The following is a 25,427-nucleotide window of genomic DNA, read 5'->3' as shown; positions in this document are numbered from 1 at the left end:
TTAAGCCTCCCCTTCGGGGGAGTTTGGTGGTTAATACACATCCTTCAGATATCGGCCATCTTCTTTCAACTGTTCCACAAATTGAATGGCTTCTTCTATGGTTTTATTTCCAAACTTTTCTACTATTTGCAGCAAGGTATTTTCCACATCGGTGCTCATAGGTTCTTTAGCTCCGCAGACATAAATCGATGCACCATTATTTATCCACTCAAAAAACTCCGCGCCATGCTGCACCATTCTATGCTGCACATAAACTTTCTCCTCCTGATCCCGTGAAAAGGCAAGGCTAATTTTAGTAAGTGTTCCTGTTTCTTTCAGGTTTTGTAATTCCGTCTGGTATAGGAAGTCGGTGACGAAATGCTGGTCGCCGAAGAACAACCAGTTGCGGCCGGTTGCACCAGTTGCATCGCGATGCGCGAGGAAAGAACGGAAAGGAGCGATGCCGGTTCCGGGACCTATCATGATAATATCCCTGTCCTCAGCGGGCAGGCGAAACTGGTTGTTTTTGTGAATGTAGAATTCAAAACTTGTCTCTTGTGGCAAAGTTGTCAGATAGTCTGAACACAGCCCGCATTTTTGTTCATCATTCACCAAGAATTTGTCTTTTGCAACAGTAACATGCACCTCTCCATCGTGTGCTTCAGGTGAAGAAGAAATAGAATACAACCGGGGTGATATTGGTTCTAGTATATCCAATAAATGTTCAAACTGAATACCGTCGGGTAAAGGATAAATCCTTAATAAATCTAATAAACCAATTTTAGTTGCAGGTATATCCTGGCTGATAAGGTTAGCATATTTTGCTACAACTCTTTCTGGCAAATAGACAATGTTGAGTTTCTTTTTAAGCAGGTCAAAAGCCTTTAATTCTTCATTTCTGAAAGTAAATGTTTTTGTTCGATTGATATTAAGCAATTGAAGAATAGGCTCAACAGCAGTAACAGGATTTTCTGGTATAACACCTATTGAATCACCGGGTAGATATTCAAGACTTTCGGCAGCAATTTCAATGTGACGGGTTTCTTTGTTAGAACCTCTGTCATTAAGATTTACATTGGTTAATATCGTTCCATTATATATTTTTTTACCGGTTGATTTTTTATCAACTGCTGGTGCTGAAACTTGCGCATTACTTCCATTAGCAGTACTGCTCAATTGATGAAGCACCTGGCTAAACCAGCCTTCAGCTTCACTTTCATAATCCACATCACATTTTTGAAGCGGAATAATTCGCTCTCCGCCCAGCCTGCTTAGCTGCTGGTCTACATCTTCGCCTGCTTTACAAAACAAAGGATAAGATGTATCGCCTAAGGCTAAAACGCCGTATTTTAATTTGTCAAGTTTAAAGCCGTTGTAATGAATATAGTCATAAAATTTTTTTGCAGCGGCAGGTGGTTCACCCTCGCCTTGCGTACTGATTATTGATAACAGATATTCCTCTTTAGGCAAGTCGTTCAGGCGATACTGGTCGAGGCTTACAATCTTTGCATTAATACCATTTTTCTTTGCCTTAGCAGCAAATTCCGAAGCAAGCTTTTTAGAGTTACCTGTTTCGGTGCCGTAAGTAATGGTTATTTTATTGACAGAAGGTTTTGCTGGAGTTGCAGTCTCAGTTTGGGTTGAAGCTGAAAGTTTTCCTTCCAGAAAGCCGTTTAACCAAAAAAGTTCTTCCCTGTTAAAAGTTGAAAGTATTTCTTCAACCAGCTTCATTTTATTTGATACTAACATTATGTTTGTTTGTATGGTTAATTATGCCCTTTCGGCTTTGTTATATAGAACCAAATCCTTTTCTACCTGTGTAAAATATTCCTGCGCTGTTTCGCGGTTGTGCAACCACTGGAATTGTTCGTGAAGTTGAACTACTTTACCTATGATAAGTATAGAAGGAGATATGAAGGTTTTGTCTACAAACTTTTCTTTGAACTGATACAGGTCGGTTGTGTAAACCGTCTGTAGTGGAGTTGTGGCCTGCTCAACTATAGCGATTAACTTTTCTTTGTCAATGTTATTGGCTGTTAATTTTGCAACAACAGTATCAGCTGTTTCTGCCGACATGTAAAATACCAAAGTGTCAGATGTGCTCGCAAGGTCTTTCCAATATTCTTCGGTTTGCACATCAGTTTTATAACAGGTAAGGAAACGAACGGCGGTCGAATAATTTCTTGCAGTTAAGGGAATACCGCTATAAGCGGCAGCTCCTAAGGCCGAGGTGATGCCAGGGACAATTTCGTAAGGAATTTTGTTTTCTGTTAATATATCAAGTTCGTCAAGAATATTGGAAAAAATAGAAACATCGCCACCTTTTAAACGTACAACCAATTTACCTTGTAAAACATATTCAACCAATAGTTCATTAATGGTTGATTGCGGTGTTGATGCATCAGAACCTCCCCGTTTACCTACGTGCAATACCTCCGCACCAGGATTGATATAATCCTGAATAATAACTTCGCTTACCAGTCTATCTGTTAGTACTACATCTGCCTTTTGTAAAAAACGAAAAGCTTTCATAGTCAACAGCTCAGGGTCGCCAGGTCCTGCACCTGCAAAAATTACTTTACCTTTTACAATGTTTTGTTTCATACTTTTTATGATAACCTCTTGCTATAAGCGAAGAAGTTACAATGCAAAAGTGAAACAGAACCACCTATAAAGGAAATGGTTATTAGTAATCTCTTATTACTTTAAGTTATAGTGACTGGCAAATTGCATGAAAAGGTTTGCCAGTTGTTCAGATGTTCCCTGCCTTTCAATGAAATAAAAAAAGCGTTCAATTTGTAATCCTGCAACATCAATAATCTGGAAAATATTATTGGAAAGTTCGTTAGCAATAGAGTGCACTGAGAGGAAAGCCATGCAGTTGGAGCTTTGCAGGTAGGTTTTGATAGCTTCTGTAGAGCCCAAATCCATTTCAATGTTTAATTGAGAAAAAGTAAGGTTAAAGGGTTTAAGGGCATAGGCAATGACATCTAATGTACCAGAACCTGTTTCTCTTACAAGGAGGGGAATATTTTTTAATTCTTCAATAGTAACTGGGCGATTTTTAGCGAATGGATTATTCATTTTGCTAACCAGCACAATTTCATCTTTAACATACTTTGTATATTTTATACCCTTGTTCTTAGATTTTCCTTCAATGATGCCAAGGTCAATGTCATTATTAAGAAGTGCATGCTCAATTTGCTCGGTATTTCCATTTAGTAGCTTCACCTTTATATCCTTATACTTCTTGTGAAATTCTGCTAACGCGGAAGGAATAACATATTGGCTGATCGTAGTACTTGCCCCCAAATGCAATAACCCTTTGTGATTATCGGAGAAGCTATTTAAGTCAAACTCCATCTTCCGGTAAATGGTAAACAGTTGCTCGGTGTATTGCAACATGAGTTGTCCCTGGTTTGTAAGTTTAATTTGGTTTCCCTTGCGCTCAAACAACTGCACCTTAAAATATTGCTCCAACTCCTTAATGTGTTTGGTGACAGCAGGTTGAGTTATAAACAACTCAGTTGCAGCTTTTGTAAAGCTTAATCGTTTGGCTACAGTATGAAATACTTTTAATCTGAAATCAAACATTTCTATTGCTGTATTAATCAACAAAACTATGAGAATAAGGAATAATAGGTTTGCAACGACTAAATATTATATAGTCTTAATCAAATTGCAATAGTTACACCCTTTCAACTTTGCCATTCCTTTTAAGAAATAGGAACCCTTTTTACTAAAAAAGATGTATATTTATTAATGAGTTTTAAGTTTGTTGTTGCAATCGGATACTCAGAAGGTGGGTTAGAGCCGTTACAAATTTTTTTTAACCATGTACCACATGATGAGGCTACATACATCATTTTGCGGCACATTCCTATTGGCCAGAGAGGAGCACTAAGTGAAATCTTGCAAAAACATTCAAAGCTGAGAATTTTAGAAGCTGAAAATGGGATGTTAATAGAAAACGATAAAGTTTACATTCCTCCTGCTAGTAGTTATATGACTATAAAGAATGACAAGTTATATCTTAGGTCAAGGGTAACGGAGAATAGAAATTATAATTATTCGGTAGATGTTTTTTTAGAATCATTAGCTCGGGCAAATAGTGTAAGAAGTATTGCGGTAATCCTTTCAGGCGGTGGTTTTGATGGAGCAAAGGGTGCATTACTTATACACGAAGCTGGTGGAATGGTAATAGCTCAAACACCTGCTTCTTGCACTCGTCCTGAAATGCCACAAAATGCAATTGATAACAACTGCGTAGACCAAATATTATCTGCTTCTGCCATGCCTGATGCTATCCTTCAACACATAAATCCGATTTTAAAAAACTTTAACCAGGTGCGACGACTTATGGAATAATAACTAATTTATTCATTTTATACCTTTCCTTACATCTTCTATTTACTACCTCCATCCCTGATTTTTTATCCTATCGGTCGTTTCCTGAGCAAAAAGGTAAGGGAATAAATGTGGGTTTTGTGTGTGGTCGCTCTCGTGGACATTGAGCTATAAATACATAATTGCGGGATTTGAACTAATATGATACCTGCGGTTTTTTAGTCATTGTTGCACCGCTGGAGTCATTAGAACCCACACGAGATCGAATAACATCGATGATTTCGTCACCTTTTGCTTCTGCTAATGCTTAAAAATATATATTAAAAAAACCTCGACATTTTGTAACTTTCCGTAATGACGCCTACGACCAGCAATTCAAATCCCATAATTATCATTGATGATGATACTGACGACCTCGAACTTTTCAAGGAAGCTTTTAAGGAGTTAGGAATTGAGAATGAAATACTGGTCTTTACTGACGGGTTTAAGTTCTACGATTTCATATCTACGACTGACAGGAATTCCTTCTTTATTTTCTGCGACATCAACATGAACCGGCTTAATGGATTTGAACTTAAAAAGATGATTTTTGATAATGAAGAAATACGATTGAAGTGTATTCCATTCCTGATGTTGTCAACCAGTAGCGCTTCTGCAAGTGTACTCGAAGCATACAGCCTTAATGTACAGGGCTATTTTATAAAACCAAACACTGTCCAGGGGATAAAGGACATGTTTGACATAGTAGTAAAATACTGGTCACTATCTCAACGCCCTGCCTCAGCACAATAATTGGAGCGATTGTAAGAATGGTTTCCATTAATGAAAAAGCTGCAAAAATGATACGAATTGTTAAGTATGCTGAGTTTTCTACTGCGGCAACTGTATTATAAACCTTGAACCTTCACGGATTTTAGATTTAGTTAATTGTTCCTGAATGCTTATCAACTATTTATTCGCAAATGCATAATGCTAAACCCGCGCCTTCAAATTGAGCTTTATTTCGTGGCTATCACAAATGCAGTTTCAAGCCCGTCTGTTATAATTTCTGCCTTCTTTGTTGCTATGGTTTCCTATAATAGCTCCTTTACTTCTGACAAAAGTTGTTCTAAGTCTGTTTCTTGTTTTTGTTGTTTGTCATCTATGACTGAAACTGAAGAAATGTACTTTAGAAAAATATTGCTACCGGGATGAGTTAATTTTTATTTTAGTATAATTGTAAGTGGGATAACTCACAATATTGTCGCTTTCTAGTTAATGTGCTGGTAAATCAAGTGTTTCGACAACTTCAACCCAATGCAAGCACGATTTTTGAGAATATATAAGACACGGCTATTTGTAATACATCGTTTAGTACTCCAATTATTGAATTGTCTAACAATAATGATCTGTAGTTGCTTCCTTTATTTGCACTTACTTGTCGCCGCTTTACACACATAAAATTTATGGTTAAGTTAGTACCCGCTACGTGGACAACGGCATTTGTTGCTGCCGGTGATCAGGTAGTTTTTATGGGAGCCTTCTTTCGCAACATATTCCGCAGCGGCTTTGAGTGGAATGAATTTCTTCGACAGTCATATATTATAGGCTATAAATCTCTTTCACTTGTAGGCATTACAGGTTTCATACTTGGTTTTGTCCTTACACTACAGTCAGAGCCTACAATGAGAGAATTTGGAGCTACCAGCTTTGTTCCGAGTATGGTAACTATTTCTGTAATACGAGAAATAGGACCAGTCATCATTGCTCTGATCTGCGCAGGCAAAATTTCATCGAGCATTGGTGCTGAACTCGGCAGTATGAAAGTAAGTGAGCAAATAGATGCCATGGAAGTTTCAGGCGCCAATCCTGTTCAATACCTTGTAGTAACCCGCATACTTGCTTGTATTATTATGATACCCTTACTTACCCTTATGGCAGATGCATTAGCAATGATGGGGGGCTTTGCAGCATCAAATATGAATAACCACCTTACTGCTACACTTTACTTCAGCAAAGCATTTTCTGCACTCAGATTTGGAGACCTAATACCGGCTGTTGCTAAAACCATCTTCTTTGGTTTTGCTATAGGATTTGTAGGATGCTTTAAAGGCTATAACTCTGAGAGGGGAACTGAAAGTGTAGGAGTCGCTGCAAACTCTGCTGTAGTTTCTGCTTCATTGTGGATTATTGTGCTGGATGCGATAGCAGTCCAGTTAACTTCAGTATTTGCTTATAATTAGAATATGGTGAAAACATTAGTTCAAAAAATTAATAGTAACGTGGTAAATAAGCCAGGAGCGGTAGTAGCCATAAAACATCTAAAGAAGTCTTTTGGTACAAAAGAAGTCCTTTCAGATATTTCTATGAGCCTCTACAAAGGTGAGAACCTGGTGGTATTGGGCAAATCTGGACAAGGAAAGTCGGTTGCTATAAAATGTATAGTGGGTTTGCTCACGCAGGATAGTGGAAGCCTGAAAGTATTTGATGAAGAAGTAAAAGATCTTTCAGAAAAAGAATGGAAAGCGCTGCGTATGAAAATAGGTTTCCTTTTTCAAAGTGCAGCCCTATATGATTCAATGACGGTAGAGCAGAACCTAGAGTTTCCACTTACACGTGTTCTTAAACTGAAAGATAAGCAAGAGATCAGGCAAAGAATAGAAGAAGTGTTGGAAGGAGTAGGTCTGCTGGATGCAATAGAGAAGATGCCGTCTGACCTTTCCGGTGGTATGCGTAAACGTATTGGTCTTGCAAGAACATTGATATTAAAGCCGGAAATAATGTTATATGATGAGCCTACCACAGGTCTTGATCCCATTACTTCCCGCGAGATAAGTGAATTGATTATGGAAATGCAGAAAAAATATCAAACGTCGTCTATCATCATTACTCACGACATGGCATGCGCTAAAATAACTGCCGATCGCATATTAGTAATGAATAATGGCTCGTTTGAAGCTGAAGGAAATTATGAACAACTGGAGAGCGGCTCCGATGAACTTGTTCGCTCTTTTTTTAAATAAAATATTATGCAAACGAGTGTAAGTAAAAAATTAAAAATAGGTCTCTTTACCGTCGCAGGTATCCTGCTGTTCGTTATTGGGGTCTTTGTTATTGGCAGTAAGAAAAACATGTTTAGTGATACCTTTATGATTTATGGTACGTTTAATAACGTTGGCGGCCTAGAAGTTGGAAACAACATACGTTTTGCCGGGATCAATGTTGGTACCATAGAAGAGGTAAGCATTGTATCAGATACTATGATCAGGGTTGATATGCGTATGAAAGAGAAGGTAAGGCCTTTTCTTAAAGAAGATGCAATGGCATCAATCAGTTCCGACGGTTTAATGGGTGACAAATTAATTACAATAAGATCGGGTTTTTCAAACGAACTGAAGATACTTACAAATGGTTCACGAATACTAACTGCTAACCCTGTTGACTTTGACAAGGTAATTGGCACTTTTACCAAGGTAGCGGATAATGCAAATATCATTACAGGGGAACTGGCCAACATGGCTGTGCAAATAAGAAAAGGTAATGGCACAATTAGTAAATTGCTTTATACTGATGACCTTTCAAAAAGTCTCGAAGGAACGGCAACTAATGCAAAAATTATTACCGGCGAGCTCGCCAACATGGCTGTTCAGATAAGGAAAGGTAATGGTACGATCAGTAAATTGCTTTACACAGATGACCTCTCCAGGAGTCTTGAGGGGACAGCGTCTAATGCAGAAAAAATAACAGGTTCATTAGCGGGTATTACTGCGCATGTCCGTTCAGGTAAAGGAACAATGGGCAGCCTAGTATATAGTGATTCACTCTCCAATGGGCTTGAAAAAACTACAACAACAGCTAACGCAACAATGCTGACTATGCGTGAAGCAGCATACGATTTTAGCGAAAATATGAAAGCTTTACAGGGCAACTTTTTCCTGCGTGGCTATTTCAGGCGGAAGGCACGTGAAAAAGACAAAAATGTAGTTGTACCAGAAAAAGCAGTAGTATCATCCGATGGGGTAGTCAGCCAATTGAATGAGGAAGAGTTAAAAGAAGTAATAGCTTCTGCACAGAAAGCACTAGAGGCAAAACATAAGCCATAGGATAGCATCGTTCCCAATAACCACATAATTTAAAACCTTAATAAAATTTCTTAAAGCAATACAATATGGACAAATTACAAAAACTTGAATTGATGGACAAGATAGTGAGAGAACTGGAAGATCTTAAGAACAGCCAACTATCTGTTTTAAAAAAAGTATCACAAATAGAAGCTGACAATATTACATTAGGTGTTAGCATTTTGGAAAAAAAGCTACCTGATCTGCACGAAGAAGTAGATTCGAGTGTAGTAATAGTAAGTGATTTGCTGGAGGAATTCCAGGTGCACCGGGAAAAGTATTTTGCGGATAATAAACTTGCGGACGTACTTAATCCAACTGTATGATGATGGAGTAATAGCCGGCAACAAATAGTACATCCGGTTCTCTTTTCGCGGAATGAATTGCCTGAAAGGTTTATTAGAGACTGGATTAGTCTCGTCCACTTCTTTCCTAAACAATATGTGTAAAATTTTTCTGGAGTGATTAGATAATAAATCAACTCAAACAATTAACGGAAAAGGATTAAAAATTTTCCATACAGGAGCGGGTATATAAATGCTGTTAGGATTAAGCCCTTTGGTGAATTTCTCCAGTGAAAATCGGGATTCGGAATACCCCTAGATTTAGTAATAAGTGCATTCTTTTTCTCAAAAAATAAGATTATTTATTTTTTTGCCTCTATGTTTTCCAGGATTTTTGTTACAGCTGTCAGTATCAAAGACTTTTTATTCACTGTCGTTTGCTTTGTCAATTCGATTGCTATCTTAGTAAGGAGATTTTCCAGATACAAAGCGGCTGAAATGGTAGGTTCATCTTTGCTACAAAAACGAATGTGGTACCATTTAAACTTTATATAGTTATAAATAGAGGGATTTGAAATTATAAATGAAATTTCCAATTTCCCGATTACTTATACCGATGGTAGAAAGCTAAGACTTACCTTTTAAATTATTAAAAGATAAAGTAGGATGAGAAAAAATTAGGAAAACATTTAAAAAAAGGTCAACCGGAGGGTAAACAAAGAGTAATAAAAAAGGCCTTAACCATCTAATCAATGATTTAAGGCCTAATTTAAGTACCCGGGATGGGAGTTGAACCCACACTCCCGTTGCGGGGAACAGGATTTTAAGTCCTGCGTGTCTACCAGTTCCACCACCCGGGTGTACCAAAAAAATCCCGCCTGTCAGCGGGATTAATCAGAGCGGAAGACCGGGCTCGAACCGGCCACCCCGACCTTGGCAAGGTCGTGCTCTACCAAATGAGCTACTTCCGCGATTATTGTAAGAACTAATTTTTGTTTTAATTTCCCGTTAAAACATTTCAGCTGCTTAGCTGATTATGTTGTTTCGGGGTGCAAAAATAGCAATCGATAAGTTACTACCAAATTTTCTTTTTAAATTTTTTTATTTATACTTGGGCGTATACAAAGTATTGTCCGGAACTTCAACGTCTGGCTTACCGGTATAGTGCTTATTGTACAATTTATAACAACCACCTAAAATAAACGCTATTACACAAAAAAGTTGAACGTAAAACAAAAACCTGGATGAATTTACCCAATTGTAACCTAAATCTTTTTCCTTATGTTCCTGTATTTCTTCTCGTATTTCGTCTGCCATAAATTAAAATTGCGTTGCAAAAATAAGGGACAACAATTAAAAATAATTCTGTTTTAAAAACTATTTCAGCAAATGTATCTACTTTTTAAATTATGCTTACTAAAACAAACCATATAAAAATAATTTGCAGGAAAAGCTGAGTAGAGATTGCCGAAAGTACAAGTGAGTGACACAACAATGTTGAAAGTTGCTATTGTGCCGGTTCCATAAGTATAACATGTAATGATAAACCTTTAAACCTTGTTAGAGATACGGGTTAAATTAATAAGGAAAATAACAGAAAGCTTTTATATTTTAGATTATGATTCAACAATGGCTTAACTGGCGAACGGTTCTTACTTTGTTTGCTATTTGTATTGTAACCGGTACCGTTTTTTATTCAAACTATCTCTCAAAGAAAATTGCCGAGGAAGAAAAGCAAAAAGTCGCTACATGGGTAGAGGCGCAAAGAACTATATTAAACGCTACTGACCAGACAAGTCTGAATCTTGCAACGCGCATATCAACAGAAAACGATGATATTCCTATTATTGAAACAAATGAAAAGGACAGTCTTACCAATAATTATCTTAACCTTGATTCTATAAAGGTGAAGTCGGATAAAAACTATCTGCATGAAAAGCTGCAGGATTTTAAACGGCTACATAAACCTCTTACTTTGTTGATAAGCGAGAAGCCAAGAGCAGAAAACAGGTACTACTATGGTGAAAGTAAATTGCAAAAAGAAGTAAGGTATTACCCCATCATTCAGCTAATTATTGTTGCATTATTTATAATCATAACTGTTGTAGCGCAACGAAGCAGATATCAAAATATTCAAAACCAGGTATGGGCCGGCCTTGCTAAAGAAACGGCCCACCAGTTGGGTACACCTGTTACGAGCCTGGAAGGTTGGGTAGAGGTACTGCGTGATATACCGGGAAACGAGAAGTTGGTTCCGGACATTGAAAAAGATGTTGATCGTTTAAAATTAATATCAGACAGGTTTGGAAAAATCGGAAGTATTCCAAAACTGGAAGAGCACAACCTGGTAGAGCAAATAGCGATAATGTTAGAATACATTAAGAAAAGAGCCAGTGGTAAAGTGCAATTTACTTTTAACACATATGGAAAAACAAGTATTATTGGAAGGATTTCGCCACCCCTGTTTGATTGGGTGATAGAAAACCTCTTGAAAAACGCATTGGATGCGATGGAGGGAAAGGGGAAGATTGATGTAAGCCTGCGAGAGGACCAAAAAACGATTTTAATTGATGTTACAGACAATGGAAAAGGGATAAGTAAACAAAATATTGCCAAAGTTTTTAAACCTGGATTTACCACAAAAAAGAGGGGGTGGGGGTTGGGATTGACTTTAACCATGCGTATAGTAGAACAGTACCATAGCGGGAAGATATTTGTAAAAAGCTCTGCACCTGGCAAGGGCACTACTTTTAGAATTGTTTTGAACAAATAGTTTTTTTGAAGGATTTTATTAAATTTGCACCCTTGAGCGGTGGTGGCGAAATTGGTAGACGCACTACCTTGAGGTGGTAGCGCTGTAAAAAGCATGGCAGTTCGAATCTGCTCTACCGCACAAGCCTTCCCTTTTTTGGGAAGGCTTTTTTATTACAGCGGTTTGCTAACGCTTATTTTTTTGTTCACCCTCAGGCTTTTGCTGCTGTTTAAGTGCACCAGAAATAACCTGAAATAAATCTTCTTATTCATTTTTTCCTTAAAAAATCTCGTTATAAATCTTAACCTTCTCACCCTACCTTTACAACTCAAAATCATTAGCTTACAAACTAAAACCGATTGTTACAATGAAAATTACAGTAGTAGGTGCCGGAGCCGTAGGAGCTACCAGCGCTGACAATATTGCCCGTAAAGAACTCGCTTCAGAACTTGTATTGCTTGATATTAAGGAAGGTGTTGCCGAAGGAAAAGCACTTGACATGACACAGACCGCTGCCTTATTTGGCTTCGACACGCGCATTACCGGTTCGACAAACGATTATGCGAAAACTGCAGATAGCGATGTCGTTGTTATCACTTCAGGCCTTCCACGTAAACCAGGCATGACCCGCGAAGAACTTATCGGTACCAATGCATCTATTGTAAAAGGTGTAACTGAAAGCCTTTTAAAGCATTCTCCCAACGCTATTATAGTCGTTGTCTCTAACCCTATGGATACGATGACTTACCTTACCCTTACCACCAGCGGATTACCTAAGAATCGTATTATTGGTATGGGCGGTATTTTAGATAGTGCACGGTTTAAATGTTACCTAAGTGCTGCTTTAGGTTGCAGTCCTAACGATCTTAATGCAATAGTGGTGGGAGGACACGGCGATACCACTATGATACCTTTAATGAGGTTTGCCACCTGGAACAGTGTTCCCGTTACTGAGTTTTTAAGCGCAGAACAACAGCAAAAAATCATAGCTGACACAATGGTTGGTGGAGCCACTCTAACCAAACTTCTGGGCACCAGTGCCTGGTATGCTCCTGGGGCTGCAGTAGCTGCGTTAGTGGAAAGCATTGTGCGTGATGAAAAGCGTTTGTATTCCTGCTCAGTTGGTCTTGAAGGTGAGTATGGGCAAAAAGATATATGTTTAGGTGTACCGGTTGTAATAGGCAGAAACGGTTGGGAAAAGGTAATAGATTATAAATTAAATGAACAAGAGCAGGCAACTTTTAGTAAAAGTGCAGATGCAGTAAGAAATATGAATGATGTTCTGAAAACATTGTAAGTCCGGATACTTAAGGGAATAAGGAGACCTCAACGAGTTTTAAAACTTGTTGAGGTTTTTTAATGTAAGGTAAAAAATAGATTAAATAAATAATCGGTAATGACTAAATACCCTAATCGTTCGCTGACTTCTACTATCAAAATAGGCCTCTAAGTGGCATGATAATTATAATATCTACAAAAAATAAATTAATGGAAAATTCTCAAACTCTACTGCAAGGTTCAAGTGACATGGAAAAAGGAGCTTATTTAGGTGCTATTGCATCTATCGCTACTGCTGATCGGCAAGCTACCCCTGAGGAAGTTGAGTACCTTTCCGTCCTTGCAGATTCAGCTGGACTGTCACACGAACAAAAAGAAGCTGTAATAAAAGCTGCAAATGAAATATCTGACGATGATGTACTTAAATGCCTGGATGTTTTAAAAAATAGCGAGTTGAAGTATAGCCTTGTAACAGATGTTATCGCTTTTGCTAAAACAGATAATAATTATTCTGAGGAAGAACAAAAGAGCGTTCAGAAAATGGCAGATTATTTAGGAGTTAACAATCAACAGTTTTCTCTTTTAGATCATTTTACTGAAAAAGCAAAAGATACCAATAATCCGGCATCTTCGACAGGTAGTGTCGACGAGCCTGAGTCTAATGATTTTTTGTCTTCTCTTGGCCTTAAAGATAAATTACAAAGTGCAGGAATAAATGGCAGCGGTCTTTTAAAAGGCTTATTGGGTATTGCCGCACCTATGCTGTTAGCAAAGATGGTAACAGGTGGCCTGAATCGTAACCGCGGGTACGGGGGTGGAATGTTTGGTGGTGGAGGTGGAATGTTTGGTGGTGGCCTCGGTTCTGTTTTTTCTATGCTGAATGGTAACAGAGGTTTCCACAGCTCAGGCGGTTTGCTTTCACGAATATTCGGAGGAGGTTTTTAATCAATATTGATTTGTATTGCGCAATTATGTTGATGCGATTTTAAACGTTTTCAAACTTAAAATAACTTAAGAACAAAAAATGAATTGGTTATTACAATTACTGATCAATGCTGTGGTTTTATTATTAGCTTCTAAAATAATGCCTACGGTCAAAATAAGAAGTTTTGGTACAGCAGTGGGCGTTGCACTTGTAGTGGGTATTTTAAATGCAACAATAGGTGCTATCTTAAGATTTCCGTTAAACCTGGTTACACTTTTCCTGCTTTCATTTTTTGTCAGGTTAATAGTTTTGGCTATTGTAATAAAGATTACTGATAAATTATTTTCTGGTTTCGAAGTACGTTCATTTACGTCTGCTATTATACTTGCCTGTATTATGGCTGTTGCAGGAAGCTTATTAACGTATTTACTCGTCGGTCCTACAAATTATTAACCTTAAAAAAAACAATATGAAACGTTCTTATTTCAAAATTTTAGTTGTTGCATATACCCTTTCAGCAGGTGTTTACTTTACCTCTTGCAAAAGCAAACCTAAAGATACAGGCAACACTGCGGATACTACATCTATGACTGCACCTGCCCCGGTTACTCCTGCACCTGTAGAGATAGCTCCCGATACTGCATTACAGGCAGGAGTGAGAGATGCGACAAAAGATTACCCAGGCGTGAAAGCTGAAGTAAATAAAGGCGAAATAACACTAACAGGAGAAATTAAGCGCAGCAAGCTCGCCGATTTAATGATGTCGTTAAACTCTTTAAAGCCTAAAAAAATCAACAATCAGTTAACCATAAAATAAAGGGAGGAAAATATTATGGCATTACAGGATAAATACCAGGAACTTATAAATGCAGCAAAAACTTCTGGAGTAAATAACCTGCAGGTAAGAGAACAAGACAACGTACTTTACATAGATGGTGAAGCGGCAACCGGAGAAGTAAAGGACAATCTCTGGAACATTTATAATAAAATCGATCCTGACTTCAGAGCAGGAGATTTGATAATGAACATTAATGTATCTGCAATGGCGCCCGATGCTTCAGCAAAAGTTACCACTGACTCATCCAACCTAAACGTAAGAAAAGGGCCCGGGACAGACCAGCCAATTGTTGGTAAAGCCGCACATGGATCAACTGTTACTCTTGTTAGCAAAACTAATGACCAATGGTGGCTGATAAGAACAGAAAATGGTGAAGAAGGATATGCTTATGCCCAATACCTGAGTGTACAATAATATGTTTCAAAATAAGATGAGCAAATATTAGGGGATTGTTTAAGTCCTCTTTTTATTAATATAGTAGCAATAAAAATCTTATCAATTTTATTGCTACTTCTGTTATATAAAGTTTGCGTTGTTTTTATAGCTTTAATAAATATATTCAAGTGAATAAATTTCATTAATTTGCATAAAGAAAATAAATAGTATGACATTTAAATTCAGAACAGCTCCTGTAATCAAAAGTGATACTGTATTAAAACTTGAACGGATCGGAAAGACGATGGACTTGCTACAGGCTATTGAGGCAGAAAGAAAAAACCTTGTTTCCCATACTGGTAAATCTTTTGATGGCCAGATAATGGTTGAACGCGTTGGGGCTTACACCAGCAACAAAGGCAGATAAGAAATAGTATGAATATTGCCCTGGCTACACTTACTCTATTAGTTATACTATATCCGGGTTTTTTATTTCGAAGGTTTTATTTTACAGAAGAATTTTCAAAAGAATATTTTAAGCAAAGTGTTACTGACCTTATTTTCTCCAGTATTCTCCCCGGCTTTTTAATTCATTTTATAGGCTATTTACTTTTTATTAAAGGAAGAAATCAAATAGATGTTTTTACAATTGGTACTTTATTAAGCGGCACAAGTGACGCTGATAAAGTTACCCGTGCCTTTAGTGCAGTCTATCAAAATTCTCCCTTTATAATAACTTATTTTGCAGGTGTTAGTCTTGTAGGGATGATAACAGGATTTCTGTCAAAGCTGGTTGTACGTAATCTTAAACTTGACAGAAAAATAAAGCTCTTTCGTTTTCAAAACGAATGGCATTACATCTTTAGCGGAGAGATTCTCGACTTCCCAAAAGTATCGGGAAAAGCTGAAGATATTGATTGCAGCTATGTAGATGCACTGGTAAAAACAGATGAAGGCACAGTCATTTACAGTGGTCTGCTTACAGATTATATTCTTACCAAAGAAGGTGGAATTGACCGCATATATTTAACGAGCGTAAAGAGGCGTTTTTTAAAGGATGATATTATACATGGCCCAGAAAGCAGAATAGAACAAAAACAGGAAAATACAGAAGATAAACGTTATTATTATTTACCGGGACAGTTCTTTATTATTCCTTACAACCTTGTAATTAATCTTCATATAACCTATTACAAGTTTACTATCACCAATGATTTAAAAGAAATGATAAAGGACGTCAAAATTGACTGACCCTTTCTCTCTTTTGCTTGTTTAAGAATACAGTTTCTCCCTCTAAACTCTATCATTGTTGGTTACTGCTACCTATCCTGTTTTTTTCTTCATCAGCAGCTGAGCCTCGCTTACGTTGGGGCTGATCAGTTGTCTTTCCAAAACGGTAAGTGAATGAAATTATTGCCCGCCTGTTATCCCAGTAAGCATGTATGTTGGTAAGGCTTTTATTTAAATCGGTATATCCCTTAAAGCTTAAAATATAAAAAGGATCCCTCAAATTTACTCGTATTGTTCCTTTGTTTTTTAGTATCTGCTTGCCACCTCCTAGTGAGAACATACCCATCGGGTAAGCAACAATTGCACTGCTTTCTAAATTTTTACTATTATACCATCCACTTATTTCTGCTGTCCATCCCTTTTTAAAGTTAAACTGACTACTAAGATTAGAACTGAAAGAAGTAAAATTGACATTAATCTTTTCGTTGTCTATTACCCCTTTGTATCTATTGTTATAAACATTCGCAAAAGCGTTTATCGTCCACCATTTTTTTAGCTGTTTGTTATAACTTGCGGAAAGACCAATGTTTTTGCTGGACGCAATGTTTTGCGTGGTTAGATAAGTAGTGTAATTAGAATCGCCGGGCTCTCTTTTTGTTATCAAAACATCATTAATGATATCTGTTACTGCAGTATAATTGGCAGATAAGTTTAATTGTCCTTTGTAGTTATAACTCAATTCAATGTTGTGACTAAACTGGGGTTGCAGGTTCGGGTTTCCCTGCCGGTAAGTATATCGGTCTAGCTGGTATTGAAAGGGGTTTAAGGATTGGTAGTTGGGCCGTTCGATTCTTCTGCCATAAGAGAGGCCGAACGTATTGTTGTCGTTTTTCTTATAACTAATATAAGTGGTAGGGAATAATTTGATATAGTTTTTATGAAAAGCAATATTTCTTGTTACCTGGTTTCCATCTGCTATTGTTTGTTCTGCGCGTAACCCCAGTTGTATACCTACTTTTTTAATTTGCTTTTGCAGATTTATATAGGCAGCATTAATGTTTTCTTTATAAATAAAATGATTACTGCGACTTGTATCTACCAACCACTTTTGCTCCGGCGTATTGTAGCGGTTATATTGTGCATCGTTATCTGTTTTTACATAGCTTGTTTTAATGCCCGCCTCTAGCGTTGTTGTCTTATTGAAAGGATGTTTATAGTCACTTTTAAAACTGAAAATATCAATATTGGAAGGTAAATAACCTTCTAGCAGGTAAGGATCTTCAGAAGCTACTTTATTAGCCTGGTAGAGGTAATTATAAGAATACTGCTTTCCCTTGGTTCGATACAATATGTAGTCCGCGTCAGCAGAGAGTTCTGAACCGGTGGTGTCAAACTTTTTTTGAAGGTTTATATTAAAACCAACATTTGACTGAGGACTTTTGTTTTGAGAAATCGCATCATTGTATTGTACAAACTTGTGGGTGCTATCAAAAATGTTTGCATGAGAATTAGAAGTAAATGTATTTTTTTCCGGGTTTCCAGTAATAACAAACCCTAAGGTTGTATTTTTATTGGCAAAATAATCAAGTCCGAATTTAAAGTTCTGCGGACGACCAGAGTACCGACCATGGGTAACCTGTTCTGAATAACGGGTAAAAGGACTTTGCCTGTCAGCTCTGGCCGCCCTATCTATATAAAGGGTATTAAAACCTTCCCAATATGAAAAACCATAGTTTGCAAAAAGATTGACTTTATCTTTTCGCCAGTTAGCAGTAATGCTGTTTGTGTTTTTAAAATATTTAGCAATAATGGCACTTGTAGAAAAATTGCCGTTTAAGCCAGTATTTCTGTTCTTTTTTGTTTTTATATTAATAACCCCCGAGTTGCCTCGCGCATCATATTTTGCAGAAGGCTGCGACATGATCTCAATTTGATCCAACTGATTGGCGGAGAGATTTTTGAGATAATTGGTAAGATCTTCTCCACTTAAATACATTGGTTTATCATCTATAAGTATAACTACACCTTGTTTTCCCTTTAGACTGATATTACCATTATTGTCAACAGTAACTCCCGGAGATTTTTCCAAAACTTCCAGTGCCGTTAATCCTGTATTGGTGGGCGAAGCATCTACATTTACAACTGTTTTGTCAATCTTGTTTTCTATTAAAGGTCTTTTGCCGGTAACACTTACCTCAGCAAGCACTTTAGAAGCTGCATCAAGCTTCATTTCACCTGCTGCCACAGACGATTGTGCCGATGTTAATTCAACTGGTTTGGTGATTTTTTTTTGATAACCAAGAGCTTCAGCCTGAATTAAAAAATTTCCGTAATGAAGGTTTTCAAACTTGTAGCCACCAGTTTTATCTGCTATTGCAATTTTAACTAATGAAGAGTCTTTAGCTTTCAGCAATGATACGGTAGCAGATTCTAAAACCTTGTGGTCGGCGCTTGTAATAGTGCCATAAATTTTACCGCTGGTAGACTGGGCGCCAACTAAAGAACTTTGAATGATTAGAAGTGCAAACAAAATAATTTTTGTCATAAAAGAGATTATGATAATTAGGGAATTCTCTACGGGTTTTTCTTGCAACCTTCTACCAGGCTATTGAAGTTTTAAATGCCTTTTTCTCTAAATAAAAATCTTTTGCTTAAGAAAATGATGCATAAAATTATAGTTAACAAGTGGCTGCAATAAACAGCATTGTGATGAATGGATATTATAAAAGGTTGAATGGTGTATGTATAAATAGGGTAAGGAGCAGCCGATGGCTCTGTAGCAGGTGCTAAAGATGTCGCAGAATTGAAGAAAGAGTTAGGAACTCTACAAAAGCAATTAACAATTTAAAAAACAGGGCGAATAAATCTTTTACAAATTTTCCGTTTTATGATCCTGGTATTAATGGAATATAAGAAATCTCATTGCAGCATCTTCAACTAAAGGTATAATGTCTAATCCTTTCGATAGTAATAGTACTTAGACTTATAAAAAGACACGGCTATGGTCGAAATATTCACCTTTTGCTTTAATAGTAATAGTACTTAGACTTATAACCCTGCCATTGTGCACATCCGTTTTTGGGATAACGACTGCTTGCACAACTGGCAGAAAAAATCGAAATAATTAAGAGAATAAATAGAACCGTTTTGTTCATTTAATATAAATTATAAATTTTACAAAATAAAATGGAATGAGAAAAAGCCGTTCTAAAAAGAATTAGAGGCTGACTTTTAAGTTTCTCTTTGTATTTCTGCTTTGCAAAACGTCTCTAAGTATAGCCTTAGCTCTGGAAAACTGTGATTTGCTGGTGCTTTCTGTTATGTGTAACTTAACTGCAATTTCTTTGTGTGAATATCCTTCTACTGCATACAGTTGAAAAACGGTGCGGTAGCCCTCGCTAAGTTTCATAGAGGTATTAATCAGGTCTTTTTCGTATAGACAGTCTAGTGCACTTTTTTGCTTATCAGCTATTGCATTTTCAAAACCATCACTTTCCATGAATTTTATATTATTTCGTCTTAGGTGTTCAATAGCTGTATTTACAAAAATTCTTCTTACCCAGCCTTCAAATGAACCTTCTCCCCTGAATTTATAGAGGTTGGTAAACAGTTTTACAAAACCATCCTGCAATATGTCTTCCGCGTCAGCTTGGTTTTTAGTGTAGCGAAGACAGATAGCAAACATTTTAGAGGAAAACATATCATAAAGCGCTTTTTGGCTTTTTCTGTTTCCGTTAATGCAATTTTCGATGAGGGATTTTTCGGTTAGGATAGAGGTGTTATTCATAATTTATTTTGTTGTTCTCTCCTCTTCCCTACATTAGTGCCAAATTCTTAAACTACTGATATTCATATGATTATCTGTGTATTTTTGCTTTTTTTTTCCATAAATTGGAAAATTAAAATCAGTTTTGGGAATGGTGTGAGACAAATGCAGAATTGTTAGGTAACCATAGAAAATTTGAGTGCTTTTTTCTTCTTTTAGAACGCTCTGTAACACGTTTAGGAAATCTTCTACTTTTTAAGCTTACATTAGAAAACACTGTTGTCAAAAATGAGTTTTAACATTTTATTTTTTTTGTTGAAAAAACTTTACCTTAGATGTTTAAAATAATTGTTAATAGATTAAACAATTATTACAATATCAAAAACCATAAACGACTGCAGTATGAAGACCTCACTTTTACTTCGGGTATTGCTTATCTACCTTTTTTGCGTTATTTTCTCTCAGTCATATAGTTTCGGTCAAAGTAAAAAAATCTCCGGACGAGTAACTGATGCTACAGGTGCAGGAATTTCATCTGTAAGCATTCGGGCTAAAAATGCAAATTTGGGTGGAACTACAGATAATAGCGGAAACTACTCTATTTCATTACCTAACAATGTGGGAGTACTTGTATTTTCTTCTGTGGGTTACGTGTCGCAGGAAATTCCAATAGCAAATAAATCAACCATTGATGTACGCCTGGTTCCCAGTACAAGCCAGCTTACGGATGTAGTAGTTGTGGGATATGGAGTACAAAAGAAAGTTACTGTTACAGGTGCAGTTGCTACAGTAAAAGGATCAGAATTGCAAAAGTCCCCGGCCGTTAACCTTTCTAATTCAATAGCAGGCAGGTTACCTGGTGTTATTGCCACAACCGGCAGTGGAGAACCTGGTTATGATGGTTCCGCGATTCATATCCGTGGTGTAAATTCTTTAGGAAATAACGATGCCCTGATTGTTATAGATGGCGTGCCTGCAAGGGCGGGTGGATTAGACCGTTTAAACCCGGCAGATGTAGAAAGCATGTCTGTGTTAAAAGATGCATCAGCTGCAATTTATGGTGCCCGTGCTGCAAATGGTGTAATACTGATTACTACTAAACATGGCAAGATTGGAAAGCCGCAATTGTCTTATAGTTTCAACCAGGGATGGTCTCAGCCTACTACTATACCAAAAGTTCTTAATGCTGTTGATTATGCTACAATGGCTAATGAAATTGAAGTATACAAACTGGATCCGGGAAAGTGGGCAGATGCCGCTGCGGCGTTTAAATCAACAGGAACCTATACTGATCCGTCCGGAAACGTATCTACAGCTCCTTTCAAACCTGATGACATAAAAAAATATGCAGATGGTTCCGATCCGTGGGGGCATCCCAATACAGATTGGTTTGATGCCACCTTAAAAAACTGGTCTCCGCAATCACGTCACAATCTTCAGCTATCCGGGGGTTCTGAAAATGTCAGATACCTTGCTTCTTTGGGTTATGAAAACCAGGATGCATACTATAAAAATTCTGCTACCGGGTATAAGCAATATGATATGCGGGTAAACCTGGATGCTAAAGTAAATAAGTATATTAATACTACAATTGGCTTAACTGCCCGCCAGGAGAATCGCTTTTTTCCAACCAAAAGCGCTGGTTCTATTTTCAGAATGCTGATGCGTGGTTATCCCTACAAACCTGCTTATTGGCCGAATGGATTGCCGGGTCCTGATATTGAAAACGGTGAACAGCCGGTAGTTATAACAACAAATCAAACAGGTTACGACAGAGATACGCGTTACTACTACCAGACCAATGGCAAAATTGAAATTAATATTCCCAATGTTGAAGGATTGAAGATAACAGGTAATGCAGCCTTGGACAAATATGTGAGGCAGGGTAAAACCTGGACTAAGCCCTGGTATATTTATAGCTGGGATTATACTTCTTATGAGCCTGATGGTAAAACTCCACTTCTTACCAAAGTGCAGAAAGGTCCTACAACACAACCTACGCTTAACCAAAGTTCTGAGGACCAACTGAATGTTCTGTTGGAAGCCATATTATCGTATGACCACAAATTCGGTGACCACCAGGTAGTGTTCCTTGCGGGAGCAACAAGAGAAACAATCAAAAACAATTTTTTCAATGCCTACCGGCAGTATTTTCCATCGACAGTTATAGATCAATTAAATGCTGGTGGACAGGTTGATCAAAAGTCAGGCGGAAGCGCATGGGAACGTGCCCGTTTGAATTATTTTGGCCGCGTGGGTTACAATTACAAAGAAAAATACATTCTTGAATTCTTATGGCGATATGATGGGTCTTACAATTTTCCGAGTTCTAAGCGGTTTGGCTTTTTTCCCGGTATAACTGCGGGATGGAGAGTTTCTGAAGAAGATTTCTTTAAGAATAATATTTCCTTCATAAACTCTTTAAAATTGCGTGGCTCATGGGGACAGTTGGGTAACGATGCTATATACTACCGCTATGCTTTGGAGGAATATGACTATCTGCCAACTTATGCTGCAACACCCAGTGGTTATGTTATAAACAACCAGGTGGCTACTGCTTACCACGAGAACGGTGTACCTAATCCAAATATTACCTGGGAAGTAGCAAATAACTACGATTTAGGTCTAGAGGGCACCCTGCTAAGAAATAAAATCAATTTTGAATTTGATTATTTCCAAAACCGTCGTTCAAGCATTTTGTGGAAAAGAAATGCCTCGATACCACAATCGACAGGTATTACTTTGCCTGCCGAAAATATCGGTAAGGTTGCAAATAAAGGTTGGGAATTTAAAGTGGGATACAATGGAAAGGCGGGCGCTGTATCATATAACGTAAGCGTTAATGGTGGGTATGCTAAAAACAAAATTCTCTTTTGGGACGAAACACCTGGTCTACCAGCGTATCAATTGTCCACCGGCCATCCTATACCAACTGATATAAATAATCCTGATGACATGCTGTTGTATCAGTATGACGGCGTATTTAAAGATCAGAAAGATGTAGATGCAAATAAGCTTGACTATACGGGAGTGGGTGGCGCAGGTAAGCTTTTCCCGGGTAGCATGAAATTTAAAGATGTTGGCGGTCCCGATGGCAAACCAGATGGTATAATTGATGCATATGACAGGGTGAGATCTGATAAAACTAACCTGCCAACCTTCCAGGGAGGTTTGGTTATGGGTGCCCAATACAAAAACTTTGACTTATCTATCCTATTTCAGGCTGCTACCGGTGGAGAGGTTTTCTTGCAAACAGAATCAGGAACTATTGGTAACTACCTCCAATACACTTTTGATCATAGATGGACAATTGACAATCCAAGCTCTGTAGATCCACGTACTGTAGACAGGAATAATCAATACTTCTCTAACCGTAACACTTACTATATGATGAATACAAATTATATCCGTCTTAAAAACTTCGAAATAGGTTATTCACTTTCGTCAGGTATAGGAAAGAAAGTCGGTATTAATAATTTGAGAATATATGCAAATGGCCTCAACTTGTTCACCTGGGCAAAGCAGGACATTTTTGATCCTGAGTCAACTAACTCAAGCTTGCAGTACTATCCCCAGGCCAGAATTATTAATACAGGCGTTACAGTAACTTTTTAAATTTAATATAATGAAGAAACTGATAAAAAATATATTACCTATTATGGCTTTAAGCGCTATGTTTGGCGCTTGTAAAAAGGATTTTTTAAATACTCTCCCGCTTGATAAACCACCTGCATCTACAGTTTGGGCCGATCCATCTTTATCTGAAGCTTTTGTAACTGATATTTATAATGTATACCACGATGGTTTATTGAATCAGGAAAGCATGGATTGTATAACTGATAATGCTTTATATAATTTTGGAAGGGCGGATATTATGGAAGGTAACATAAGCCCTTCCAGTACTGGTTGGGTTAACAATACTTACGAATGGGGTGAGATGTATTCCCGCATACGGGCAACAAATGTTGCCCTGGAAAATCTTGCAGTTGCAACATTTGACACAGCTGTAGCAAACAGGCTAAAAGGAGAAAGCTATTTCTTACGCGCTCATTGTTACAACCAGTTATTAAGGTATTACGGCGGTGTTCCAATTATTAAATCGACTTATTCTTTAAGCAGCCCTGATTTTACCATTGCACGAAATACATATGCTGAATGTGTTGATGCAATTGTTAGTGATCTTGACTCAGCCGCCTTCCTATTAAACGGAAGGAGCATGGGTTTGGGACGTGCTACCAGTGATGCTGCCATGGCCCTTAAATCCAGGGTGTTGCTGTATGCCGCAAGCGATCTTCACGATATGCCTACCGCAAAAGCAAAATCACCTCTTCTTGCCAGTTACTCAAATCCTGAGTTGCTAGGATACGTGAGTGGAGATCGTGTCGCAAGATGGACAAAAGCGAGGGATGCTGCTAAAGCTGTTATAGATTTAGGTACTTACGGTTACAAATTAGATTTACCTGCACCCGCTACAAAAGATGAGGCTGTAGCAAACTACACTGATGTTTATTTATCACGAAATGGCGGAGAAAAAGAATCTATACTTTCGAAATATTATATAAATGCCTCTTCTGATGACTGGGGTGCCTGGTACCCTAGAAATAATACCACAAATGGTTACCATGGATGGACATCAAGTGAGCCTACTCAAAATCTGGTAGATAATTATGAAATGATGGATGGAACTAGGTTTGACTGGAATAAACCTGAGCAAGCGGCTGATCCATATGTAAACAGGGACCCTAGGTTTTATGCTTCTATTTTGTATGATGGCGCTAAATGGAAGCCTCGTACTACAGACGGAGCCGGTACAGACCCTTACGGTGAAATACAATTTGGAACCTATGAGGTGGGAACTGCAGGTTCGGCAACAACGTATTTTGGTTTAGATACAAGAAACAGTTCCATCGAAAACTGGAATGGAACACGCACGGGTTATTCAATAAGGAAGTTCACTAATGATAATATGGCTCTTGTAGATATGAACAACAGGCAACAGGTGCCTTCTATTCAAATAAGGTATACTGAGGTCGTATTTAATTACATTGAAGCTTTGTTGGAATTAGGGGATGAAGCAACTGCTACCAGTTGGCTCAATAAGATACGATTCCGGGCAGGTATGCCAGCGGTTACTGAAACAGGTGCTGCCCTCAAAGCGCGTTATCAGAATGAGCGCAACATAGAAATGTTATTTGAGGAACAGCGTTTTTATGACGCCCGACGTTGGATGATTGCTCCGCAGACACTTGGTCAAAAAGTTCGAATTATGACTATAACGGGTAAACTGAAACCTGGAAAGACCGTGACTATTTACAGATACAGTAAGGATAATTACGATTATACATACAGAGTTCAAAACATAGAATCGGGTGTGGAAAACCGGGCATGGGATGATAAGTTATATTTTCCCCCTATTAAACTTGACGAAATGAATAAGAACAAGCAGCTTATTCAAAATCCGGGATATTAATAGAAATAGTTATTTTAATTAATAAATAAAAATCTATGCATTGAATATTGCATAGATTTTTTAATTTCAGTACCAGTAAAATA

The 25,427-nt window shown here is 37.7% G+C and carries 22 protein-coding genes and 3 tRNA genes; 17 read left to right on the top strand and 8 right to left on the bottom strand.

Features of this window, described 5'->3' with window-relative positions; genetic code table 11:
* Positions 1 to 30: 30 nt before the first annotated feature.
* From B154_RS0125325 to B154_RS0125315, 3 genes are all read right to left on the bottom strand, one after another.
* Complete coding sequence (locus B154_RS0125325) at positions 31 to 1,728, bottom strand: diflavin oxidoreductase (protein ID WP_026260443.1); 1,698 nt, start codon at positions 1,726 to 1,728, stop codon at positions 31 to 33.
* A gap of 21 nt (positions 1,729 to 1,749) precedes the next feature.
* Positions 1,750 to 2,583 (bottom strand): uroporphyrinogen-III C-methyltransferase, encoded by an 834-nt coding sequence (gene cobA, locus B154_RS0125320; protein ID WP_018617153.1) that lies wholly within the window; start codon positions 2,581 to 2,583, stop codon positions 1,750 to 1,752.
* A gap of 96 nt (positions 2,584 to 2,679) precedes the next feature.
* Complete coding sequence (locus tag B154_RS0125315) at positions 2,680 to 3,573, bottom strand: LysR family transcriptional regulator (RefSeq protein WP_026260442.1); 894 nt, start codon at positions 3,571 to 3,573, stop codon at positions 2,680 to 2,682.
* Positions 3,574 to 3,741: 168 nt separating this feature from the next.
* On the opposite strand from B154_RS0125315, the gene B154_RS0125310 reads away from it, so the two are divergent.
* The 6 genes from B154_RS0125310 (at position 3,742) to B154_RS0125285 (ending at position 8,752) form a co-directional block, all read left to right on the top strand.
* On the top strand, positions 3,742 to 4,347 hold the full coding sequence (locus B154_RS0125310) for a chemotaxis protein CheB (RefSeq protein ID WP_018617151.1): 606 nt from the start codon (positions 3,742 to 3,744) through the stop codon (positions 4,345 to 4,347).
* Positions 4,348 to 4,680: 333 nt separating this feature from the next.
* Positions 4,681 to 5,118: a response regulator gene (locus B154_RS0125305; protein ID WP_018617150.1), complete on the top strand. Its 438-nt coding sequence runs from the start codon at positions 4,681 to 4,683 to the stop codon at positions 5,116 to 5,118.
* Between the two features lie 653 nt (positions 5,119 to 5,771).
* Positions 5,772 to 6,548 carry an MlaE family ABC transporter permease gene (locus B154_RS0125300; protein WP_018617149.1) on the top strand — a complete coding sequence of 259 codons (777 nt, stop codon included), beginning with the start codon at positions 5,772 to 5,774 and terminating at the stop codon, positions 6,546 to 6,548.
* Between the two features lie 3 nt (positions 6,549 to 6,551).
* On the top strand, positions 6,552 to 7,328 hold the full coding sequence (locus B154_RS0125295; RefSeq protein ID WP_051084353.1) for an ABC transporter ATP-binding protein: 777 nt from the start codon (positions 6,552 to 6,554) through the stop codon (positions 7,326 to 7,328).
* Between the two features lie 6 nt (positions 7,329 to 7,334).
* Positions 7,335 to 8,408, top strand: coding sequence for an MlaD family protein (locus tag B154_RS31110; protein ID WP_018617147.1), 1,074 nt, complete (start codon positions 7,335 to 7,337; stop codon positions 8,406 to 8,408).
* Between the two features lie 65 nt (positions 8,409 to 8,473).
* Entirely contained in the window at positions 8,474 to 8,752 is a 279-nt protein-coding gene (locus B154_RS0125285) for a hypothetical protein (protein WP_018617146.1), read from the top strand.
* Positions 8,753 to 9,484: 732 nt separating this feature from the next.
* Here B154_RS0125285 and B154_RS0125275 read toward each other — a convergent pair.
* The 3 genes from B154_RS0125275 to B154_RS0125265 form a co-directional block, all read right to left on the bottom strand.
* Positions 9,485 to 9,570 (bottom strand) — tRNA-Leu (locus B154_RS0125275).
* Positions 9,571 to 9,608: 38 nt separating this feature from the next.
* Positions 9,609 to 9,681, bottom strand: a tRNA-Gly gene (locus tag B154_RS0125270).
* A gap of 130 nt (positions 9,682 to 9,811) precedes the next feature.
* Positions 9,812 to 10,027, bottom strand: coding sequence for a hypothetical protein (locus B154_RS0125265; RefSeq protein WP_018617144.1), 216 nt, complete (start codon positions 10,025 to 10,027; stop codon positions 9,812 to 9,814).
* A gap of 301 nt (positions 10,028 to 10,328) precedes the next feature.
* Here B154_RS0125265 and B154_RS0125260 point away from each other — a divergent pair, with 301 nt between their 5' ends.
* From B154_RS0125260 to B154_RS0125220, 9 genes are all read left to right on the top strand, one after another.
* Positions 10,329 to 11,483 carry a sensor histidine kinase gene (locus B154_RS0125260; RefSeq protein ID WP_018617143.1) on the top strand — a complete coding sequence of 385 codons (1,155 nt, stop codon included), beginning with the start codon at positions 10,329 to 10,331 and terminating at the stop codon, positions 11,481 to 11,483.
* A gap of 36 nt (positions 11,484 to 11,519) precedes the next feature.
* Positions 11,520 to 11,603, top strand: a tRNA-Leu gene (locus B154_RS0125255).
* A gap of 226 nt (positions 11,604 to 11,829) precedes the next feature.
* Positions 11,830 to 12,759, top strand: coding sequence for a malate dehydrogenase (mdh, locus tag B154_RS0125250; RefSeq protein WP_018617142.1), 930 nt, complete (start codon positions 11,830 to 11,832; stop codon positions 12,757 to 12,759).
* Positions 12,760 to 12,950: 191 nt separating this feature from the next.
* Positions 12,951 to 13,685, top strand: a complete 735-nt coding sequence (locus B154_RS0125245; protein ID WP_026260440.1) for a TerB family tellurite resistance protein — start codon at positions 12,951 to 12,953, stop codon at positions 13,683 to 13,685.
* Between the two features lie 79 nt (positions 13,686 to 13,764).
* Entirely contained in the window at positions 13,765 to 14,118 is a 354-nt protein-coding gene (locus B154_RS0125240; protein WP_018617140.1) for a phage holin family protein, read from the top strand.
* 16 nt (positions 14,119 to 14,134) lie between these two features.
* A complete protein-coding gene (locus B154_RS29770; RefSeq protein ID WP_018617139.1) occupies positions 14,135 to 14,482 on the top strand; it encodes a hypothetical protein in 348 nt (115 codons plus the stop codon).
* 15 nt (positions 14,483 to 14,497) lie between these two features.
* Positions 14,498 to 14,917: an SH3 domain-containing protein gene (locus B154_RS0125230; RefSeq protein ID WP_018617138.1), complete on the top strand. Its 420-nt coding sequence runs from the start codon at positions 14,498 to 14,500 to the stop codon at positions 14,915 to 14,917.
* A gap of 190 nt (positions 14,918 to 15,107) precedes the next feature.
* Complete coding sequence (locus tag B154_RS0125225) at positions 15,108 to 15,305, top strand: hypothetical protein (protein ID WP_018617137.1); 198 nt, start codon at positions 15,108 to 15,110, stop codon at positions 15,303 to 15,305.
* A gap of 8 nt (positions 15,306 to 15,313) precedes the next feature.
* A complete protein-coding gene (locus tag B154_RS0125220; protein WP_018617136.1) occupies positions 15,314 to 16,129 on the top strand; it encodes a hypothetical protein in 816 nt (271 codons plus the stop codon).
* Between the two features lie 52 nt (positions 16,130 to 16,181).
* Here the strand turns inward: B154_RS0125220 and B154_RS0125215 are convergent, their stop codons facing one another.
* Together B154_RS0125215 and B154_RS0125210 are read right to left on the bottom strand one after the other, a co-directional pair.
* Complete coding sequence (locus tag B154_RS0125215; protein WP_026260439.1) at positions 16,182 to 18,653, bottom strand: TonB-dependent receptor; 2,472 nt, start codon at positions 18,651 to 18,653, stop codon at positions 16,182 to 16,184.
* A gap of 672 nt (positions 18,654 to 19,325) precedes the next feature.
* On the bottom strand, positions 19,326 to 19,895 hold the full coding sequence (locus tag B154_RS0125210) for an RNA polymerase sigma factor (protein WP_018617134.1): 570 nt from the start codon (positions 19,893 to 19,895) through the stop codon (positions 19,326 to 19,328).
* 381 nt (positions 19,896 to 20,276) lie between these two features.
* Between B154_RS0125210 and B154_RS0125200 the strand changes: the two genes are divergently transcribed.
* A complete protein-coding gene (locus B154_RS0125200; RefSeq protein ID WP_018617132.1) occupies positions 20,277 to 23,489 on the top strand; it encodes a SusC/RagA family TonB-linked outer membrane protein in 3,213 nt (1,070 codons plus the stop codon).
* 10 nt (positions 23,490 to 23,499) lie between these two features.
* Positions 23,500 to 25,344, top strand: a complete 1,845-nt coding sequence (locus tag B154_RS0125195; RefSeq protein ID WP_018617131.1) for a RagB/SusD family nutrient uptake outer membrane protein — start codon at positions 23,500 to 23,502, stop codon at positions 25,342 to 25,344.
* The last annotated feature ends 83 nt before the right edge of the window (positions 25,345 to 25,427 follow it).

It is taken from the genome of Segetibacter koreensis DSM 18137 (assembly GCF_000374045.1).
Classification (GTDB): Bacteria; Bacteroidota; Bacteroidia; order Chitinophagales; family Chitinophagaceae; genus Segetibacter; species Segetibacter koreensis.
The sequence above is the reverse complement of the archived record's forward strand: the minus strand, read 5'-3'. Positions and strand labels throughout refer to the sequence as shown.

Bases quoted from the DNA above. Each gene is read 5' to 3' on its own strand.
- B154_RS0125325 (WP_026260443.1), bottom strand. From the start codon at position 1,728: ATGTTAGTATCAAATAAAATGAAGCTGGTTGAAGAAATACTTTCAACT.
- mdh (WP_018617142.1), top strand. From the start codon at position 11,830: ATGAAAATTACAGTAGTAGGTGCCGGAGCCGTAGGAGCTACCAGCGCT.
- B154_RS0125225 (WP_018617137.1), top strand. From the start codon at position 15,108: ATGACATTTAAATTCAGAACAGCTCCTGTAATCAAAAGTGATACTGTA.
- B154_RS0125195 (WP_018617131.1), top strand. From the start codon at position 23,500: ATGAAGAAACTGATAAAAAATATATTACCTATTATGGCTTTAAGCGCT.
- B154_RS0125245 (WP_026260440.1), top strand. From the start codon at position 12,951: ATGGAAAATTCTCAAACTCTACTGCAAGGTTCAAGTGACATGGAAAAA.
- B154_RS0125260 (WP_018617143.1), top strand. From the start codon at position 10,329: ATGATTCAACAATGGCTTAACTGGCGAACGGTTCTTACTTTGTTTGCT.
- B154_RS0125200 (WP_018617132.1), top strand. From the start codon at position 20,277: ATGAAGACCTCACTTTTACTTCGGGTATTGCTTATCTACCTTTTTTGC.
- B154_RS0125220 (WP_018617136.1), top strand. From the start codon at position 15,314: ATGAATATTGCCCTGGCTACACTTACTCTATTAGTTATACTATATCCG.
- B154_RS0125240 (WP_018617140.1), top strand. From the start codon at position 13,765: ATGAATTGGTTATTACAATTACTGATCAATGCTGTGGTTTTATTATTA.
- B154_RS0125215 (WP_026260439.1), bottom strand. From the start codon at position 18,653: ATGACAAAAATTATTTTGTTTGCACTTCTAATCATTCAAAGTTCTTTA.
- B154_RS0125310 (WP_018617151.1), top strand. From the start codon at position 3,742: ATGAGTTTTAAGTTTGTTGTTGCAATCGGATACTCAGAAGGTGGGTTA.
- cobA (WP_018617153.1), bottom strand. From the start codon at position 2,583: ATGAAACAAAACATTGTAAAAGGTAAAGTAATTTTTGCAGGTGCAGGA.
- B154_RS0125300 (WP_018617149.1), top strand. From the start codon at position 5,772: ATGGTTAAGTTAGTACCCGCTACGTGGACAACGGCATTTGTTGCTGCC.
- B154_RS0125285 (WP_018617146.1), top strand. From the start codon at position 8,474: ATGGACAAATTACAAAAACTTGAATTGATGGACAAGATAGTGAGAGAA.
- B154_RS29770 (WP_018617139.1), top strand. From the start codon at position 14,135: ATGAAACGTTCTTATTTCAAAATTTTAGTTGTTGCATATACCCTTTCA.
- B154_RS31110 (WP_018617147.1), top strand. From the start codon at position 7,335: ATGCAAACGAGTGTAAGTAAAAAATTAAAAATAGGTCTCTTTACCGTC.
- B154_RS0125315 (WP_026260442.1), bottom strand. From the start codon at position 3,573: ATGTTTGATTTCAGATTAAAAGTATTTCATACTGTAGCCAAACGATTA.
- B154_RS0125265 (WP_018617144.1), bottom strand. From the start codon at position 10,027: ATGGCAGACGAAATACGAGAAGAAATACAGGAACATAAGGAAAAAGAT.
- B154_RS0125305 (WP_018617150.1), top strand. From the start codon at position 4,681: ATGACGCCTACGACCAGCAATTCAAATCCCATAATTATCATTGATGAT.
- B154_RS0125210 (WP_018617134.1), bottom strand. From the start codon at position 19,895: ATGAATAACACCTCTATCCTAACCGAAAAATCCCTCATCGAAAATTGC.
- B154_RS0125230 (WP_018617138.1), top strand. From the start codon at position 14,498: ATGGCATTACAGGATAAATACCAGGAACTTATAAATGCAGCAAAAACT.
- B154_RS0125295 (WP_051084353.1), top strand. From the start codon at position 6,552: ATGGTGAAAACATTAGTTCAAAAAATTAATAGTAACGTGGTAAATAAG.